The sequence below is a fragment of the Methylocella silvestris genome, from assembly GCF_002891535.1.
In the GTDB taxonomy this organism is placed as follows: Bacteria; Pseudomonadota; Alphaproteobacteria; order Rhizobiales; family Beijerinckiaceae; genus Methylocapsa; species Methylocapsa silvestris_A.
The window spans coordinates 90,539-107,884 of record NZ_PDZR01000005.1 but is presented as its reverse complement, the minus strand read 5'-3'; the positions used below and the strand labels follow the sequence as shown (position 1 = coordinate 107,884).

Here is a 17,346-nt window from a genome sequence, read left to right as displayed (position 1 = left end):
TCCGAAAGAGGATGTCGGTCTGTAAAATCAGCGCCCTCCGTGACGGCGCGCTCTGAAGGTTCAGAACTGGTAGCGCATGCCGGCGACCACGGCGTAGCCCTCGATGTTGCCGCCAAAGCGATAGTCACCGCGTAAGAAGCCGAGCAGGCCGGTTTTCAGAACCTGGCCGGACACGCCGACGCCGACCTGACCGAAGGTTCCGATCCGGGTGACGCTCAGCGGCACCGAGGATGCGCCTGCCGAAAACGTCGTGTAGCTGTCGCCGGCGAATTCGCGCCATACGCTGCCGGTCACGAAGGGTTGCAACGCGAGTTCGGCCTGCTCGAACACATAGGTCGTGCCGACGCGCGCTCCGGCGCGTCCGAGGGCGCTCTCGAAGGGGTTGAAATCGAGCGTGCCGGACGAGGTTCCGCTGGCGTCGAGCCCGACGCGCAGGCTGTCCATATGCAGGTTCGAATACATGAAGGCGACGGAAGGTTCGATGAACCAGGCAGACGGAAGATCGACGCGGTAGCCGGCAGAGGCGTTAGCGGCGACCGCCGTGCCGTTCAGCGCGGAGCTGTTGAGAAAGGCCGCCGGATTGGTGAGGTTCAGCGCGTAGAAGTCTTCGCGGAGCTGTGCGTCCACAAAGAAATTATGACCGGTGACGGCGGCGTATATGCCGATGAACGGCACGTTCGCCTGGCTCGTGATGTTGCTGAGGATCAGATCATTCGTGCGCAGGCTGACGAGGCCTGCGGTGACGCCAAGATGAGTGTTCCAGCCGGTGCCCTCGACATTGGCGACGCCAAGGTCGACGCCGGTCTGGAAGCCGTCGAAGTCGGCGCGCACTTTGGCCGGAGCCGAGGCTGAGCCTGTCGTGTTGTAGGCGGTCGTCGTCGAGGAGATGTCATTGCGGCCGTTGGCGACGCGGATCCACAGACCGCCGTTCCACTGGTTCCTGCCGGGATCGGGCGGCTCCGAGAGAAAGGCGCTGGCGTTCTGGAAGAAGCCCGTATTCAGGGCGGTCAGCATGGCGTCGATGCTGGTCGGAGTGGCCGAGGCGACGCTGGTGTTGACGGAAGAGGCGAGGCTGAAGGTGTTGCCTGACTGCAGCACTGTATAGTTGATAATGCCGGGACTCGGCGCGGCGGAGACGGTTGCTCCGCCGGCGAGATCTGTTGCGGTCAGGATCGGGATCGGCGTCGAGATCAGTCCGGCGGCGCCGATATTGGCGATCGAGATGAAATTGGCGCCCGTCAGCCGCGAAACGGTCAACCGGTCGGCCGTTCCGGCGCCGGAGTTGACGTCGATGGCGAGGGCGCCGCCGAGGCCGTTGAGGGTCGCGGAGCTCCAGTTCGAAGCGCCAGTGGCGCCATTGACGAAGCTTAGCGTTCCGGCATTGTTGATAATGGTCGTCCCGGTCGGGCTGATCGGTCCGGCCGAACCCCAGATCGTGCTGCCGGCGCCGACATTGATCGTCGCCAGTCCATTGACGACGGACGTTCGCAGGCCAAAGCCGTTGTTGCCGGTGACGTCGCCGACGGTCGAGATCGTGACGTTGCCAGCGCCGCCGGTGACGGCGGTGACGCCGTCGAGGGCGCCGACGATGAACCCGCTCCGGTTGATCGTGATATTGCCGCTGGCCGCCACCGCATTGATGCCCGGACCGTTGACGAGATCGATGGTGTTTCCGGTGCCTGAAACCGTGATGTCGCCTGTACCGGCGCTGACTGCGGTGATGCCGCCGGCGAGTGCGGTCCCGGATCCGCCGATGTTGATGTTCCCGGCGCCGTTGGATCTTACGGCGATATCGTAAAAGGACGCGGGGGTGTTGGTCCTGACGTCGCCATTGAAAGTGACATTGGCGTTGCCATCAACCACAGTGACGCTGATCCCCTCAAGAAGGCCCGAGACGAGCGTTCCCGGCGCCGTCGTAATGCTGACGCCGCCAACGCTGCTGGCGATGGCGTTGATGCCGTTTCCGTTGATCCCGGTAATATTGGCGTTGATGCCGCCGCCGACAGAGTTCTGGCCGATGAGAATATCAGCGCCGTTGAGCGAAAGGACGAGAACGCCTGTGCCGGAGCCGACGATCGAACTCGGCGCGCCGGTATTGGCGGTGTCAAGGCCGAAAAAGGTTCCCGCCGGGCCGGTCACGAAGACCGGCAGGTTCGCGGTGAGGTTGATGGTCGCCGGGTTTCCATCGGCGCCAAGAATCAGTTGCGTGCTGATCGGCACGGCCGGGACGGGAAGAGCGGCGACTGTCGTGCTGCCGGTGCACTCGACGGTGTCGAGGGTCGGCGTCACCGAGGTCAAAGTGCAAACGGCAAGCGCCTGCGAGGCAGGCAGAAGCAGAGGCAGCGCGACGCCTCCGAGCAGAATGGCGGCCACGCGTTTCAAGCTGAAATTGCTACCGCTCATCGAAATGATCCCGCGCGCCAATTATGAATTTGTAGCTTACACGTATTGTTGAACGCAATCCGCTGAGTCGGCTCTGTATATCCCGGCTGGCCGCGCGGCGCTGGGCATGCTGAAAAGCGCCTGGGGGGAATTACGTTGCTTTAACAATTGGCTGACAACGATTTTCGCGCGGCTTCCCGCGGTCCGGCTGCTGTCCGCGGCCGCGCTATTTCGGCCTCTGTGGCGTTGATGCCACAGGCCGGGGACCAGCTACGCCTATTCGGCCGCAATTTCCGGTTGAAGCGGAGTCGCGGCGCCCTGCGGGCGGTTCCTGGCCGAATAATGCGACGCATTGCTGCGGCCGGAGCAGGCGTCGCGCGCGAACATGATGAGATGATGCGCGACGAGGCCGACGCTGATCACCGGCTCGATCTTGCCGCGAATCAACCGGCCGAGGGTGAACGTCCAGAAGGCGCGCCTGTAGCCGCCGCGCAGGCCAACATGCCAGAACAGTTTCGCAAGGATGATCATGGCCATGCGGATGTTGCGCGGCGAAAGGCGCTGGCGGCTCCAGGGTCGCGGTAACCGGTTCGGGCGCGTCGCGCGCATCTGATAGGCGTAGCGCGCGAACAGGGCTTCGGGCGTATAGGCCTTCTCCATGCAGCGGCGCCACATGGCGAGCACCTCGTCGTAAGGCAGCGCGAAGTCGACGTTCGACTCGCGGTCGGCGTCGTCGAGAAGGCGTCCATCCCGTTCGAGCCGGTCCCACAATGGCGTTTTCGGCAGCGCCTGCAAAAGGTTGATGGTCGCCAGCGGGATGTTCGACTGTTCGAGGAATTCGAGGATTCGATCGCCGCTTTCAGCCGTGTCGGTGTCGAGGCCGAGGATGATGCCGGTCACGACTTCCATGCCGTGATCGTTGATGGCCTTGACCGACTCGAGGATCGGCCGGGCAATATTGTGCGATTTCTGGATCGCTTGCAGCGCCTCGGGCTCGGGCGTCTCGATGCCGCAGAAGATTGTGTCGAACGCTGCTTCGCGCATCAGCTTCAGGATTTCCGGCGAGCGGGCGATGTTCAGCGTCGCCTCGCAGGAAAGGCTCACCGCGTAGCCGTTGCGCTTCTGCCACGCGACGAGATGCGGCAGAAGGTCGAGCAGGGCGCGACGGTTGCCGACGAGATTGTCGTCGACGAAATAAATCGAGCCGTTGACGCCGCAGGCCAGCAGCTTGTCGAGCTCGCGGACGACCTGCGCCGGCGTCTTCAGGCGCGGCACGCGGCCGTAAAGGCCAGGGATGTCGCAGAACTCGCAGGTATAGGGGCAGCCGCTCGAATACTGAATACTGCCGAGGAAATAGCGGTCGATCTCGGCAAGCTCATAGGCCGGCGCCGGAAACGCGGCGAGCGGACGTCGATCATTTGTCTTGAGGATGATCTGGCGCGGCGGACGCGAGACGTCGCGCGCGATGATGTCGATCAGCGCCTCGGTCGCATCGCCAAGCTCGCCGACATGGAGATAATCGAAAGCGGGATATTGCTCCGGCGCGGCGGAGACCGAGGGGCCGCCGAGGGCGACGGGCTTGTCCTGTTCATGGGCGCGCGCGCAAATATCCTCCATCTGCCGGCGTTGAATATGCATGCCGCTGACGAAGACCGCGTCGGCCCAGGCAAAATCGGTGGCGCTCGCCCGCGTCATATTTTCATCGATGAAGCGGACCTGCCAATGTTGCGGCAGGGCCGCGGCGATAACCAGCAGCCCTTGCGGCGGCATGAAGGCCTTGACGCCCGGCGTCAGCGCATGGGCGTATTCAAAGGTGCCGAACGAGGGAACATAATGCGGGAAGACGCACAGGATGCGCCGCTTCGGGCTTCCGGCGGCAGCCGCGAAATCCGCAAAGGATGGGAGATTGGGGGGTAAACTCGCGCTCTCAGTCAAAGGGCTGTCAGCCTTTCGTTGTCGATTCGCGCATGGCGTCCGGGGCGCCGGTCATGTCGGCGCGCAAAAAGCGCCAGCATTCGACGCAAAGAGGCGGATATGAAGGCGGCGAAGATATGATCGCCGGGCGGAATTGAAGGATGCGCCTCAAATCCGGCTCCTTGCCGACCCCTCGCCCGCGGCTCCTCCGCGCCGTTCGCCCCGCCGATAGTCAGCTGATTCGGAAAGCCTATCGTCTGCGGGCCGGAAGTAAAGCTTCGCCGTGATCCTTCCGCGGCTCATTTGCGCCGTCTCCTTTGCTTTGACCGCTTGATGCAGAGCGACATTGCCGTGCCGGCGCATGGACTTTCGTGCGGCGCATGCTAGCCTTTCAAAACGCCGCCTTCCCGCCGCTTCCGACGCCTTCGGGCGCAAAGATCATCGCGTCGTCCCGCCTCCATGCGCTTTCCCGTTTTGCTGCTGTTGCTGAGCCTTTTCGCCATGCTCGCGTCCGGCGTCCGCGCGACGGAGGCGGCCGAGGGAGGCGGCGGCGGCGTCGCGCTTCTTATCGCCAACGCCGCCTATTCCGGCGTCCCTGCCTCGGCGGCGGTCGTCGCTGGCGCGCAAAATCTGGCGCGCGAACTCTCCCGTCTCGGCTTTGCCGTGACGATCCAATCGAATCTCGACCGGGCGGCGATGCGCCGTGCGATCGACGCGTTCGCAGCTCAAATCAGACCAGGCGGTCCGGCGCTCTTTTTCTTCGCGGGCTATGGCGTCGAGGCGAAGGGTTCGAGCTATCTCATTCCCGTCGACGCCGGCATTTGGACCGAGGCCGACGTGCGAAAGGAAGGCGTCGGCGTCGACGGCGTTCTTGCCGCGATGGTCAAGGCCGGCGCGAAGCCGAATGTGATGATCCTCGACGCCTCCCGCCGCAATCCGTTCGAGCGGCGCTTCCGCAGCTTTTCGGCGGGGCTCGGCGTCATCGACCCGCCGCCGCAGACGCTGCTTTTTTCCGCGGCCGAGCCCGGCAAGGTCGTCGGCGATCAGGAGAGCGAGAGTTCTGTTTTCATCGCTGAACTGATCAAGGAGCTGAGCGCGCCCGACTCCACCGCCGACGATGTTTTCAATCGGACGCGTCTTGGCGTTTTTCGCGCGACCAAAGGCCAGCAGGCCCCGGTGATGAAATCGACGCTGACCGAGCCGTTTTTCCTGTCGGCGCAGAGCTCGGCCGGCGCCGGCTTCGCCGATGAAGCGCCGGGCCTCGAGGCAGATGGCGCGGCGTTCGGGGCTCCCGCGGAGGCGCGGCCCGGCGCGGTCTTTCGCGACTGCGCCGCCTGTCCGAGCCTCGTCATCGTCCCCGCCGGCGCATTCGCCATGGGGTCCGACGATTTCGACGCCGAACAGCCGGTCCATTCCGTCGTGATTGCAAAGCCTTTCGCAATGGGCCGATTTGAGGTCACCAATACGCAATGGGACGCCTGCGTCGCCGGCGGCGGCTGCGGCGGCTGGCGTCCGCAAGATCGCGGCGCAAGCGGGGGCGGCGCTCCTGTCGGTGAGGTGAGCTTTGTCGACGCCAGCCGCTATCTCGACTGGCTGTCGCATAAAACCGGCCGCGCCTATCGCCTGCCGAGCGAAGCCGAGTGGGAATATGCCGCCCGCGCGGGAACGACGAGCCGCTTCTGGTGGAGCGATGAGGTTGGGACGGACCACGCCAATTGCCGCGGCTGCGGCGGCCCCGGGCGCCCGCTCGCCGCCGGCTCCTATCCAGCCAATCCCTTCGGCCTTAATGACACCGCGGGCAATATCGCCGAATGGACCGCTGACTGCTGGACCGCTTCCTATGCCGGCGCGCCGCGCGACGGCTCGGCTGTCGTGGCGCCCGCGGGCGGGGGCGCATGCAAACAGCGCGTCGTGCGCGGCGGCTCGTTCGACGCCGGCGCGCGCTACGTGCGCTCGGCCTCCCGCTTTCTCTACGATGCGGAGCTTCGCTATTATACGAATGGCTTTCGCGTCGTGCGCGATCTTCCCTGATCGCAATCTTGCATCATCGCGATCTTCCATCATCAAAGGTGACGACAGGCCGGGAAAGCCTTTTAATGCTTCGATTCGTCCGCCCGCGAAGACCTGATCGATCCCGCCCCTCGCCAGCCAGCCGCGGCTTCCCAAAAAAGCCGCCATGAGAAGCCCCAAATGAGTTTTACGCGCAGTGCGCCCGCAACTCGGCTCGCTCCCCGTTTCGGCGGCGATGAGCGCGCGGGACGTTTTTCGCGCGTGGCGGCGGCCTTCGCCATTGGCCTGTTCGTCGCGGCTCTGGCTCCTGAAAAAGCCGCCGCGGAGCAGGCTCCGGCCGCGGGGCCAGCCGGGGCGCCGGTGGCCGTGGCGCAGGCCGCGGCGGGCTGCTTTTCCGAGGCGATCCACGCCGGCGGCTTTCTGGCGCCGCGCGCCGACGCCGTCGTGATCCTGACGCTTGAAAATTACCAGGTCGCCGAAGTGCTTGCCGCTGAAGGTGACAGCGTCGCGGACGGGCAGCCGCTCGCCCGCATCGCAAAGATCGAAGCGCCGAACCCTTATCCGCCCGGCATGGGGCCTCCGCCCGCGCCTGGCCCAGTGCTGCCGGCCTCGATTGTGCTGCGCGCGCCGGCCGCGGGGACCATCGTCAAGTCGCGCGCGCGGATCGGCGCCGGCGCCTCAGCGCAGGGCGATCCGCTGTTTGCGCTCGCCATCGACGGGCTGATCGAGGCCCTCGCGCAGGTGCCGAGCGTTCATATCAGTGAGGTCAAGGCGGATCAGACGGTGAGCATCACCGTCGAGGACGGCCGCGAGATCTCCGGCCGCGTGCGCCGGATCGGCTCGCGGATCGATCCCGTGACGCAAATGGGCGAAGTTCGGGTCGCGATCGAGCGCGACCCCGCGCTCCGCGCCGGCCGCCTCATTCGTGCAAAAATCGACGCCCGCCATAGCTGCGGCCTGTCGATTCCCCGTTCGGCGCTGTTTTATTCGAACGAAGGCGCAAGCGTGCAGATCGTGCGCGGCAAGATCATCGAGACGGCGCGGGTGAGGGTCGGTCTTTCCTCCGGCGCCGACGCCGAGATCGAGGCGGGGCTTCACGCCGGCGATCTCGTCGTGCTCAACGCTGGAGGCTCGCTGCGCGACGGCGATGTCGTGACGCCCATCCTGCCGGACGAGCAAGGGCAGGATCGCGACAAGGCTCGCGGTCAACAGGATCACCCGGCGGAGCGTCCCTGATGGCGATCAATGTTTCAGCCTATTCGATCCGCCGCCCGCTGCCCGCGATCGTCCTTGCCCTCGTCCTTCTCGCCCTCGGCATGGCGAGCTTCAAAAATCTTCCGATTACGCTCTTGCCGAATGTCGACCAGCCGATCGTCACCGTGGTCGTCAGCCAGTTTGGCGCCTCGCCGGCCGAACTCGAGACGCAGGTGACGAGGCCCGTCGAGGACGCCATCGCTGGCGTTGAAGGCGTGCGACATATTCTGAGTCAGGTGACCGACGCCGTCTCGGTGACGACAATCACCCTCGCGCTCGGCGCCGACACCGACCGCGCCCTGAATGACGTCAAGGATGCGGTGACGCGCATCAGGGGCCAGCTCCCCCGCAACATCAGCGAGCCGCTGATCCGGCAGGTCGGGGTCGTTGGCGCCAGCATTCTCGCCTATGCCGCCGTCGCGCCTGGCAAGACGCCGGAGCAATTGTCGAATTATGTCGACGAGATCGTCAAACCGAAGCTGCAGGAGGTGCGCGGCGTCGGCAATGTCGAGCGCATCGGCGGCGTCGACCGCGAAATTCTCGTCTCGCTCGACCCGGCGCGGCTGGCCGCCTTCGGCCTCACGGCCGCCGACGTCAGCCGCCGCCTGCGCGGCACCAACCTCGATCTCGCCGGCGGCCAGGCTGAGCTCGGCGGCCAGACGCAGTCAATCCGGACCCTCGCGGGCGCCCGCACGCTTGACGAACTCGCCGGCAGCGTTCTCGCCCTGCCGAAGGGCGGGGCGGTGCGGCTCGACGAACTCGGCGTCGTCACCGACACCATCGCCGAGCCCCGCACCTTCGCCCGGCTCGACGGCGAGCCGATCGTCGCCTTCTCGATCCAGCGCTCGAAAGGCGCGAGCGACGTCACTGTCGCCGCCGAGGTCGAAAAGCGAATTGAGACGCTCCACGCCGCAAGGTCAGACATCGATCTGAAGCTGATCGACACCTCCGTCGCCTATACGCTCGGCAATTACCATTCGGCGATGAGCACCCTGTTCGAGGGCGCGCTCCTCGCCGTGATTGTGGTGTTCCTGTTCCTGCGCGATATCCGCGCGACGGTGATTGCGGCGATCGCTTTGCCGCTGTCGATCATCCCCGCCTTTTTCGTGATGGACGTTCTCGGCTTCTCGCTGAACCTCGTCAGCCTGCTCGCCATCACGCTGGCGACCGGCATTCTCGTAGACGACGCCATCGTCGAGATCGAAAATATCGTCCGCCATATCCGTATGGGGAAATCGGCCTTCCAGGCGGCGATCGACGCCGCCGACGAGATCGGCCTCGCGGTCATCGCGATCAGCCTCACCATCGTCGCTGTGTTCGCGCCGGTCTCCTTCATGAACAATATCGCCGGGCAATATTTCAAGCAGTTCGGCCTCACCGTCTCGGCCGAGGTCCTGTTCTCGCTGCTCGCCGCCCGTCTCATCACGCCGATGCTGGCCGCCTATTTCCTGAAAGCCGAAGGTCATAAGGAAGAAAAGGAGGGCAGGCTCACACAGCGCTATGCGAAAATTGTCGCCTGGTCGGTCGAGCGGCGCTACAGCACGGTGGTGATCGGGCTGGTGCTGTTTGCCCTCTCGATCCTGTCGACCAAGCTGATCGGCACCGATTTCCAGCCGACGCAGGACGCCGGACGGTCGCATCTTGCGATTGAGCTTCCCGCCGGCTCGACGCTGTCGCAGACGCAGGGGATGGCGGATGATGTTTCGCGCCTGCTGCGCCAGCGCTCCGAGGTAACCCATGTCTTTATCGATGGCGGCCATATTCCGCCCTCGACCTCGGATGTGCGCAAGGCCTCGATCATCATCAATTACACGTCGCGCGGCGAACGCGCCAAAACCGTGCAGCAGCTTGAAGCGGAGATTTCGCACGATCTCAACGCGCTGCCCGATATCCGCAGCTGGTTCGTCGATGACTACGGCCAGCGTCCCGTCTCCTATGTCGTCACGGGGCCGGATTCCGTCACCGTCGCGACCTTCGCCGCCGAACTCGCGGCGCAGATGAACCGCATTCCGGCGCTGGCCAATGTGATCGCCTCGACCTCGCTGGAGCGGCCGGAGCTGCTGGTGCGGCCGGATCGCGATCTGGCCGCGCGGCTCGGCGTCTCGACCGAGGGGCTCTCCGAAACCTTGCGCGTCGCGACCATTGGCGACGTCGGGCCGGCGCTCGCCAAATTCAACGCCGACGGGCGCCAGATCCCGATTCGCGCAAAACTCGATGGCGCGGCGCGCTCCGACAAGCAGGTGCTGGAAAGCATCGGCGTGCCAACAGGGGCGGGGCCCGTCCTGCCGCTGTCCTCGATCGCGCAGATCGAGCTGGGGCAGGGCGAGGCCTCGATCAGCCGCTTTGACCGCGAACGCGAGGCGCAGATCCAGGCCGCGCTCGCCCCGGGCTCCACTCTGTCAGAGGCGGAGGCCGCGATCTACGATCTGCCGCTGATGAAACACCCGCCGCCGGGCATCAGGGTTGGCAAATCCGGCGACGCCGAGGCCATGGCCGAACTTTTCGCCGGTTTCGCCGAGGCGATGCGCAATGGCCTCATCATGGTCTATGCTGTGCTTGTAGTGTTGTTTGCGAGCTTCCTGCAGCCGGTCACGATCCTGTTCTCGCTGCCGCTCTCGATCGGCGGCGCGATTTTCGCGCTGCTCATCACCTCGCGTCCCGTCTCGATGCCGGTCATCATCGGCATTTTGATGCTGATGGGCATCGTCACCAAAAACGCAATCATGCTGGTCGATTTTTCGATCGAGGCGATGCGCTCGGGAATGGAGCGGACGCAGGCCATCGTCGAGGCCGGAAAGAAGCGCGCGCGGCCGATCGTGATGACGACGATCGCCATGGTCGCCGGCATGGTTCCGAGCGCGCTCGCGATCGGCGCTGGCGGCGAATTCCGCGCGCCGATGGCGATTGCGGTGATCGGCGGATTGATCGTCTCGACCGTGCTGTCGCTTCTGTTTGTGCCGGCCTTTTTCGCGATGATGGACGATGTCGGCCGTGCGATCGGCGGGTTGTGGCGGCGCTTCGTGACGGAGCGGGCGGGCGCGCCCTTGCTAACGGACAAGGTGGAGAAAACGCTTAAATAAGAATGCGTTCCCGATCCTAGGACCCCCTATACCGACTCAGGCCACTCGAGGCCGAAGCTTGCACGTTCAAGCTCTCGGGAAAAGTCTTGATAGATTGTTTTGACCGGTTTTCGCGTAATAACGGTCCAATAGACGATTTCTGTGATGCTCTGTAATTTATACACATCAGAAGCGTGAATCTCGGCGCGCGTGCCTCCATGGATCAGGCTTGATCTTTTTGCATACAAATCGATTATAGATTTCGAAATATCAATTCTACTTTTTGGGTTGTTGGAAATGATACAGGCAACGGAGCGTGCAATGTTTTGAGTTATCGGAACGCTCTGATCCTTTTTGGTGAGGAGAGCCTCTAAAGATGTAAAAAAATGCATAAACCGTTCGGCTCTAAGTTTGGTTTGGCGAGCCAATGTCATCCAACCTAGTCCTCGATTTAAACGTTCCCCAACTGTGTCCTTTTGCGGGTAAAATATTTCTGCAGCGGTGTCGTTAAGTTTCCACTCGTTTAGGTGGTTAAGTGCAATCTCGTCGATCTGATATCTATGACCATAATTATCACTAAAACGACACGATCTACCTTCTAATAACGCCGCTGCGGTGATGCGACTAGGTTCTGTCGGCTGGTGCTCAACATCTCCGTTAGGCGGCCTAAGGGCAGATGGCAAGGTCAACAAAGCGCACCGAAGAAGACTGATCGCGATATTAATTTTCCAACGCGCCTCCTCATCCGCATTTCTAACCGATGTGCTCACCAGTACTTTCCAGGCCATAAACGGCAGCTCCAGAATTGGTTTGGCTTCGGTAAAATGAATCCCTTCCGCCTCACCAACCCTAATCTCTAAAGCCAAACTCTCATCGTTCGCTAAAGCTGCTGTCCGAAGGATAACAACATCGCCAACTTCAACAATTTTGACAGGATCTCGCAAGACAAAGAGATGATTTGCAGCGAGAAATATCTGTGGGACATTTCTCGCAGTCTCTATTAATTCAAAGAATTGTCGATGACGGTTTTTGGAGTTCGTTTCCGCCGTTGCGGCCGACCACATGGCCTCTTTTATATCTGTCTCGTGAATTTCAAAAGCATTTAACGCGACCAAGCATTCACGCACCAGCGTAGATATTTTTTCTATCAGCTGCGGGGTGTGGAGCCAAATGCCGCCTTCGGCCATGCGATGCACATTGCCCCCTCTTAGGGCGGTTGACGCCTGTTCATTCGTTTTGCAGCGTGCTTCATCGGCGCAGGTAAGAAAATTATCCAATGCCTTCTGGATGTTTTTACGAGATTGAAGCTGGCCGTTATTGCCCATTTGAAATGTCTCAACAATACAGATCTGATTTCTGAGTATTACTGATATAGTATAAAGTCGTTTGCTTACAATTATGAACGCAACCAGTTTCTAAAAACTTTTTATTACGCTCGCCCAGATCGCGGCGGCCGGCAGACCGCCGCGGCGTCGGCTCCACATCGTCTCAAAAAGCGCTTCAAGCGCCCGCGTGTAGGCGCCAACGTCAAACAACGGCGCGGTCAGGCGGGCCTGCCGCAGCCTTGTCTTCAGAGCCGCGAGCCGCTCGGGCTCGCTCGCCAGAACGGAGGCGATGGCGAGATATTCCTCCGCGTCGGCGGCGATCAGTTCGGGCATGCCGACGGCATGCAACAGGCTGCCCGCGACGCGTGACGGAAAGGTCTCTCCGGCGAAGGTGACAATGGGCACGCCCGCCCACAGCGCATCGCTCGCCGTCGTATGCGCGCCATAGGGCGAGGTGTCGAGGACGAGATCGGCGAGTTGCAGCCGGCCGAGATGATCGACCTGGTTCATGTCGGGCGCGAAGATAAGCCGGTCGGGCGAGACGCCGCGCCGCAACGCTTCGCCGCGTAAATTGCCTTCGGCCTGTTCGGCGCGAAGCAGCCAAAGCACGCTGCCGGGAAATTCGTCGAGCAGGCGGCGCCAGAGATCGAACACCGCCGGCGTGATCTTATAGGCCTGGTTGAAGCAGCAGAACACAAAGCCCTGCTCTGGAAGTCCGGCCTCTGCCCGTGTCGGTTTTGCGCCGATCGCGCCTTTGCGGCCGCGCGGCTGGTAGGAATGCGGCATATAGGCGAAGGATTCGGAATAATCGGCGGCGGCACTCCCCGGCGTCATATGCGCGTCAGTGATGAGATAGTCGCAGAGGTCGCCGCCAAGGGTTCCGGCATAGCCGAGATAATTGACCTGCACCGGCGCCGGATGCAGCAACAAAATGCCGGTGCGGGCGCCCTTGGTGTAGCCTTTGAGATCGATCAGTATATCGATGCCGGCGTCATGAATGGCTTGCGCCGCTTCAGCGTCGCTCAACGCCGCGACGTCATGAAACGCATGGAACGCGTCGCGAAGCCGGCCGCGCATCGCCGATCCGTCGTCGGCGCCGAAGCAAAAGGCGTGCGCCTCGAAGCGCGCGCGATCATGCGCCTCGAATGTCTCGATCAGCAGCAGGGATGTCGCATGATCGTGGAAATCATTGGAGAGATAGCCGATGCGGATTTTTTCGCGGGAGCCCAGATCGAAGGCGAAGGCGACGCGTCCGTCCATGCTCGTCGCCCGGCGCGCGCGAATCCAGTCTTCCGACAGGCGGCGGTGCTCCTGCGCATTGACTCCCGGAATCGACAGGAACAGGAAAGGCGACATTCGATCCGCGCCGCCGGCCGCCAGCGCAGCGCGCATGCGCGGGGCGGCGTCGGCCAGCTCGGCCCATTCGCACATGGCGAGGCGGCGGGGCAGGGATTTCATCGCCGCCGCGATTTCCTTGGCGTCGGGCGCGCCGCGGAGCAGGAGGGGCCTATTCGATAGCGCATCGCCGGCCGCCTCAAAAATTTGATCGGACTATACCGGCATCACGCACGCAATTCCCAAGCCACCGACGGACGCTTCACTTTCCGTAGGGCCGCCCGAACAGGGTCGGCTCCGCGTCATAGCCGCCGGCGGGGCCATAATAGCCGGCGAAGAAAGGCGTGCCGACGCCGTCGTTCGGATTGAACACGCCGTAGCGGTAGCCATTATTGGCGACTGGCAGCCAATAGTTGTAACGCGCAGCGTCCGCGGCGATGGCGAAGCGGACGGGGTTTTGCCACGGCGGACGCTCGTTGCGCACATGATAGCGCCAAGCGCCGACGCGCACGCCGATCGGCAGCGCGTAAAAGCCAAGTCCGCTGCCTGGATCGCCGACGAGCTCCGTATATCCGGTTCCATGCCCGCGCAGTCCGCGCGGCGCATAGGCGAGCCGGCCGCCCGGGCCCCCGGCGCGCGCGACGCTTCGCCCCTCCGCGACGCTGAGGCGCTGCGCCGCGACGACCTTCTTCTTGTGAGGCGTCGTCGATGACGCCGCCTCGGCCGGAAGGACCGCGAGCGTCGCAATTGCCCCGATGGCGAGACCGAAAAGACCAAACCCGCGCAGCATGTGACGTCTCCGGATGAAACCGCTGCGAAACAGATAGTTATCCGCGGCCTCGATGTCATCCCCTTGCCTCGACAATGTGGCGCGCCGACGCTTTCATTTGCATACGGCGCCGCCGGTCGAAACGGCCCCTGCGCAGAGACGCCCTCGGGTCCTGAGCCTTATCGCCGGACGGATGCTGCTTCGCCGTTCTTCGCTATGAGGCTTCGAGGCCGGCGCGCTTTTCGGTCCGACACGCCGCTTAGAGCCGCTTCAGCCCTTCCTCATAGCTGATTGCTTCATAGGCCTGGTCGTATTTGGCGGCGCCGTCGGCGATCACGTCGAGTTTTTCGGCTGTGTCGAATTTCTTCATCTTCGTCTTGTCGAGATAAAGAAAATCGATCAGCTCGTTGTAGACGGAGGTGTCGTCGATCGGCAGAACATAAAGCGGCACGCCGCCCATGTTGATCTGATAGCGCGAGGCGCGGTCGAGATCCGACACATAAATGAAATATTTGCCGTCGGCTTTGACCTCGGCGCCTAGCGCTTCGACGAGGGCTGGCAATTGCTTGTAGGACGACAGCGAGCCGGCCAGAAAAGACAACCCGGCGTCGCCGTCTTCGGCCGTGGCGAAGGCGGCTTCGAGCGTGACAGGGGGGTCGATCGTCAGCGCGATTTCGCCGCGAAAGCCGAAGCGGCCTGGACGACGGGTCTCCGCCTTATGCGCGGGCTTCAAAAGACGCCCTTCCGCATCGAGGCGTTTGAAGGGTGTTGAATCGATGGAGGTCATCATAAAATCTCATGCTTCCGCTCATTCTTGAAGGGTTCAAAAACATAACGGCCGATGGTGTCATGCGGCGCGTGGGCGCATCGCCTGCGGGGAGCCGAAAGCTCCTCGACGCGGACGTCGTTGCAGGAATTCTGGCTAAATCTGGCCGATGGCGGAAATGGCGCTTTCCCGACAAAGCGGACGGAAAGGCTCCATTCGAGACATAGGCGCCGTTCCGTGCAATTTGCGGCGGAACGCGTCTAACGGCTTGTTGTCACGAGCGCTTCACGCAAGGAATTGTGTTTCGCCCATGACATTGGGCGGCGTGCGCGCCTCTCGATCCGCCGCTCGCGGAGAGGTGGTTTCACTAATCGTGCCAGCAGCGGTCGGACCGATCAGCCCCCGAACATCGTCGCGGCCAGAGCCTGTCCGGCCCTCTGCTCCGTCTCATATTGTTGCACCGGATTGAAGGGCGCCCTGGCCGCGGGAATAACAGAAAGCGCGCGGTAGAAATCCGGCTGAGCCGTCTTGAATTTCGCCATCAGCTCGCGCGGGCTCATGTCGATGTGCTGATAATTGTCGAGGAATTTTTCGGGATGATCGAGCAGCTTGTCGCCATGCTCGCCGAGAAGTCCCTTCAATCCGCGCTCGGACATGTAGATGTTGGTCAAAACGGTTGCGAGATATTCCTCGACGAAGCTATAGCCCTTATTGACTTCCTTGAATTCCTGCAGGCCATGCATCTGCCGCGCGGCGTGCACGAGCTCATGAAAAATGATCACATCCGGCGCATCGCCGTCGGCTTTGGATTTTGAGCCGCCGCCCGGCCCCCACATCTGCGGCGTGTAGGCGACGCGTGAATTGGTTCCGCGTCCTGTGGTTCTGCGGCGCCGGCCATTGACCCGCACATGCTTTCCGCCCGCCGTGGAATTGACGAAGTCCTCGTCCGCGCCGACGTTGTTGCGTGGACTTGCTTCCGCGTTGAGGGGCGCGCTCCAGTTCCAGTTCGGCACGAAGCGCGCGGTGCGGGCGCCAGCTCTGCCGATTTCGGCAAGGAGCGCCTTGCCGGCGAAGCTGCCGGCAAGCGGCGCGAACTGCGCGCGCAGCTTTACCCGGTAATCCCTGATCTCCGTCTTGTAGCGGTGCAAATAGATCTTGAACGCATGCGGATCGAGGGCGAGGTCGTACCAGGCCATCCAATCCGCCATCGGAAAGAAGCTCGCGACGACATTGCCAAAATGGGCGTCGACCGGTTCTTCGGGCGGATCGACGATATCCGCCGTTTCATCCGCCGTGGAATTATCCTCGCAATATTCCTCATATTTCCAATGCGGCCAGAACATCGAGATCTTCCTTCAGACGCTTGCGCTTTGCGCCGCCGCCGCAGCTCCCAAAATCTCGAAAGCCTCGATTGGCCGCCGAAACCCTTTCAGCGTCAGCGGTTCGAGCGGGCGCCATTCAAACAGGCCATCGTCAAGCGTATGGAAGGCCCGCGCGGCGATGATGATCTGTCCAGATTTGGCCTCATCGCAAAGCCGCGATGCGAGATTTGTCACACTGCCGACCGCGGAATAGTCGAAGCGGCGCTCAAATCCGATCCGGCCGAGCGTGGCGTAGCCGCAGGCGAGGCCAATGCCGAAGCCAAGCTCATGGCCGAGCTTGCGCCATGCGGCGGCGCGCCCCTTGATCGCCTCCATCATGTCGAGCGCCATGCGCACGGCGCGCTCGGTGTGTCGCGGGCAGGGCAGCGGATCATTGAACAGGATCAGCATGCCGTCGCCGGCGAAACGTTCAAGCGTCGCCTCATAGCGGTCGATGAGCGCGCCAAGCGTCTCGTGGTAGTCGTTGAGGACGCGCATTACTTCTTCGGGCTCGGCCGTCTCGGTGAAGGCGGTGAAGCCGCGCAGGTCGCAAAACAGCACGCTGACCTCGCGGCGGTGGCTTTCGAGCAGGCCCTGGGCCGCATCGCTCGCGGCGACGACATCGGCGATCTGCGGCGAGAGGAATCGCTTGAGGCGGCTCATCCGCTCGATCTCGCCGACCTGCGCCTCGACGCGCGCCTCGAGCGTCGCATTGAAGGCGGCGAGTTCTTTCGTCTGCTCCGCGAGCGTCCGCGCCTGATCCTGGACGAGATCATGCAGCGCCTTGATCCGCAGCATGGAGCGGACCCGCGCGACGAGCGCGCTCTGGTCGAAGGGCTTCGTCAGATAATCATCAGCGCCGGCGTCGAGGCCGGCGACGAGGTCGGTGCGGTCGGCCTTGGCGGTCAACAGGATGACCGGGATGAAGCCGAGATTTTCGTCGCGCTTCAATTCCTTCAGCACCGAAATGCCGTCGAGCTTCGGCATCATGATGTCGAGCAGGATCAGATCGGGTTTGATCGCGCGCGCCTTGGCGAGCCCTTCCTCGCCGTCGGAGGCCGTGACGATCTCATAGCCATGGGCTTCGAGGCGAACGACGACGATCTCGAGATTTTCGGCGACGTCGTCGACGGCGAGGATGAGCGGCGGATCATGCAAGGGGATTGATCCT

Annotated in this window: 11 protein-coding genes; 3 read left to right on the top strand and 8 right to left on the bottom strand. The window is 62.9% G+C overall.

Going from position 1 to position 17,346, the window contains the following annotated elements:
• Positions 1–60: 60 nt before the first annotated feature.
• On the bottom strand, positions 61–2,403 hold the full coding sequence (locus CR492_RS07025) for an autotransporter domain-containing protein (protein ID WP_102843029.1): 2,343 nt from the start codon (positions 2,401–2,403) through the stop codon (positions 61–63).
• A 255-nt stretch (positions 2,404–2,658) separates the two neighbouring features.
• A complete protein-coding gene (locus CR492_RS07020) occupies positions 2,659–4,236 on the bottom strand; it encodes a B12-binding domain-containing radical SAM protein (protein WP_102843084.1) in 1,578 nt (525 codons plus the stop codon).
• Positions 4,237–4,755: 519 nt separating this feature from the next.
• Here CR492_RS07020 and CR492_RS07010 point away from each other — a divergent pair.
• From CR492_RS07010 to CR492_RS07000, 3 genes are all read left to right on the top strand, one after another.
• On the top strand, positions 4,756–6,327 hold the full coding sequence (locus tag CR492_RS07010) for an SUMF1/EgtB/PvdO family nonheme iron enzyme (RefSeq protein WP_102843027.1): 1,572 nt from the start codon (positions 4,756–4,758) through the stop codon (positions 6,325–6,327).
• A 159-nt stretch (positions 6,328–6,486) separates the two neighbouring features.
• Positions 6,487–7,542 (top strand): efflux RND transporter periplasmic adaptor subunit, encoded by a 1,056-nt coding sequence (locus CR492_RS07005; protein ID WP_102843026.1) that lies wholly within the window; start codon positions 6,487–6,489, stop codon positions 7,540–7,542.
• Positions 7,542–10,640 (top strand): efflux RND transporter permease subunit, encoded by a 3,099-nt coding sequence (locus CR492_RS07000; protein ID WP_102843025.1) that lies wholly within the window; start codon positions 7,542–7,544, stop codon positions 10,638–10,640. The genes CR492_RS07005 and CR492_RS07000 overlap by 1 nt, the downstream gene beginning before the upstream one ends.
• A gap of 26 nt (positions 10,641–10,666) precedes the next feature.
• On the opposite strand, the gene CR492_RS20430 is transcribed toward CR492_RS07000, so the two are convergent.
• From CR492_RS20430 to CR492_RS06975, 6 genes are all read right to left on the bottom strand, one after another.
• Positions 10,667–11,944 (bottom strand): HEPN domain-containing protein, encoded by a 1,278-nt coding sequence (locus CR492_RS20430; protein ID WP_146030193.1) that lies wholly within the window; start codon positions 11,942–11,944, stop codon positions 10,667–10,669.
• Between the two features lie 90 nt (positions 11,945–12,034).
• Positions 12,035–13,402 carry a UDP-N-acetylglucosamine-peptide N-acetylglucosaminyltransferase gene (locus CR492_RS06995; protein WP_245411999.1) on the bottom strand — a complete coding sequence of 456 codons (1,368 nt, stop codon included), beginning with the start codon at positions 13,400–13,402 and terminating at the stop codon, positions 12,035–12,037.
• 139 nt (positions 13,403–13,541) lie between these two features.
• Complete coding sequence (locus tag CR492_RS06990; RefSeq protein ID WP_146030192.1) at positions 13,542–14,069, bottom strand: hypothetical protein; 528 nt, start codon at positions 14,067–14,069, stop codon at positions 13,542–13,544.
• 238 nt (positions 14,070–14,307) lie between these two features.
• A complete protein-coding gene (locus CR492_RS06985; protein WP_245411998.1) occupies positions 14,308–14,835 on the bottom strand; it encodes a hypothetical protein in 528 nt (175 codons plus the stop codon).
• Between the two features lie 374 nt (positions 14,836–15,209).
• A complete protein-coding gene (locus CR492_RS06980; protein ID WP_102843022.1) occupies positions 15,210–16,157 on the bottom strand; it encodes a M91 family zinc metallopeptidase in 948 nt (315 codons plus the stop codon).
• Between the two features lie 12 nt (positions 16,158–16,169).
• On the bottom strand, positions 16,170–17,333 hold the full coding sequence (locus CR492_RS06975; RefSeq protein ID WP_102843021.1) for an adenylate/guanylate cyclase domain-containing protein: 1,164 nt from the start codon (positions 17,331–17,333) through the stop codon (positions 16,170–16,172).
• Positions 17,334–17,346: the final 13 nt, after the last annotated feature.

What these genes read in the sequence shown, in the direction of transcription:
- CR492_RS07025 (WP_102843029.1), bottom strand. Translation starts at nt 2,403, where the DNA reads ATGAGCGGTAGCAATTTCAGCTTGAAACGCGTGGCCGCCATTCTGCTC.
- CR492_RS07010 (WP_102843027.1), top strand. Translation starts at nt 4,756, where the DNA reads ATGCGCTTTCCCGTTTTGCTGCTGTTGCTGAGCCTTTTCGCCATGCTC.
- CR492_RS07005 (WP_102843026.1), top strand. Translation starts at nt 6,487, where the DNA reads ATGAGTTTTACGCGCAGTGCGCCCGCAACTCGGCTCGCTCCCCGTTTC.
- CR492_RS07000 (WP_102843025.1), top strand. Translation starts at nt 7,542, where the DNA reads ATGGCGATCAATGTTTCAGCCTATTCGATCCGCCGCCCGCTGCCCGCG.
- CR492_RS20430 (WP_146030193.1), bottom strand. Translation starts at nt 11,944, where the DNA reads ATGGGCAATAACGGCCAGCTTCAATCTCGTAAAAACATCCAGAAGGCA.
- CR492_RS06995 (WP_245411999.1), bottom strand. Translation starts at nt 13,402, where the DNA reads ATGAAATCCCTGCCCCGCCGCCTCGCCATGTGCGAATGGGCCGAGCTG.
- CR492_RS06990 (WP_146030192.1), bottom strand. Translation starts at nt 14,069, where the DNA reads ATGCTGCGCGGGTTTGGTCTTTTCGGTCTCGCCATCGGGGCAATTGCG.
- CR492_RS06985 (WP_245411998.1), bottom strand. Translation starts at nt 14,835, where the DNA reads ATGACCTCCATCGATTCAACACCCTTCAAACGCCTCGATGCGGAAGGG.
- CR492_RS06980 (WP_102843022.1), bottom strand. Translation starts at nt 16,157, where the DNA reads ATGTTCTGGCCGCATTGGAAATATGAGGAATATTGCGAGGATAATTCC.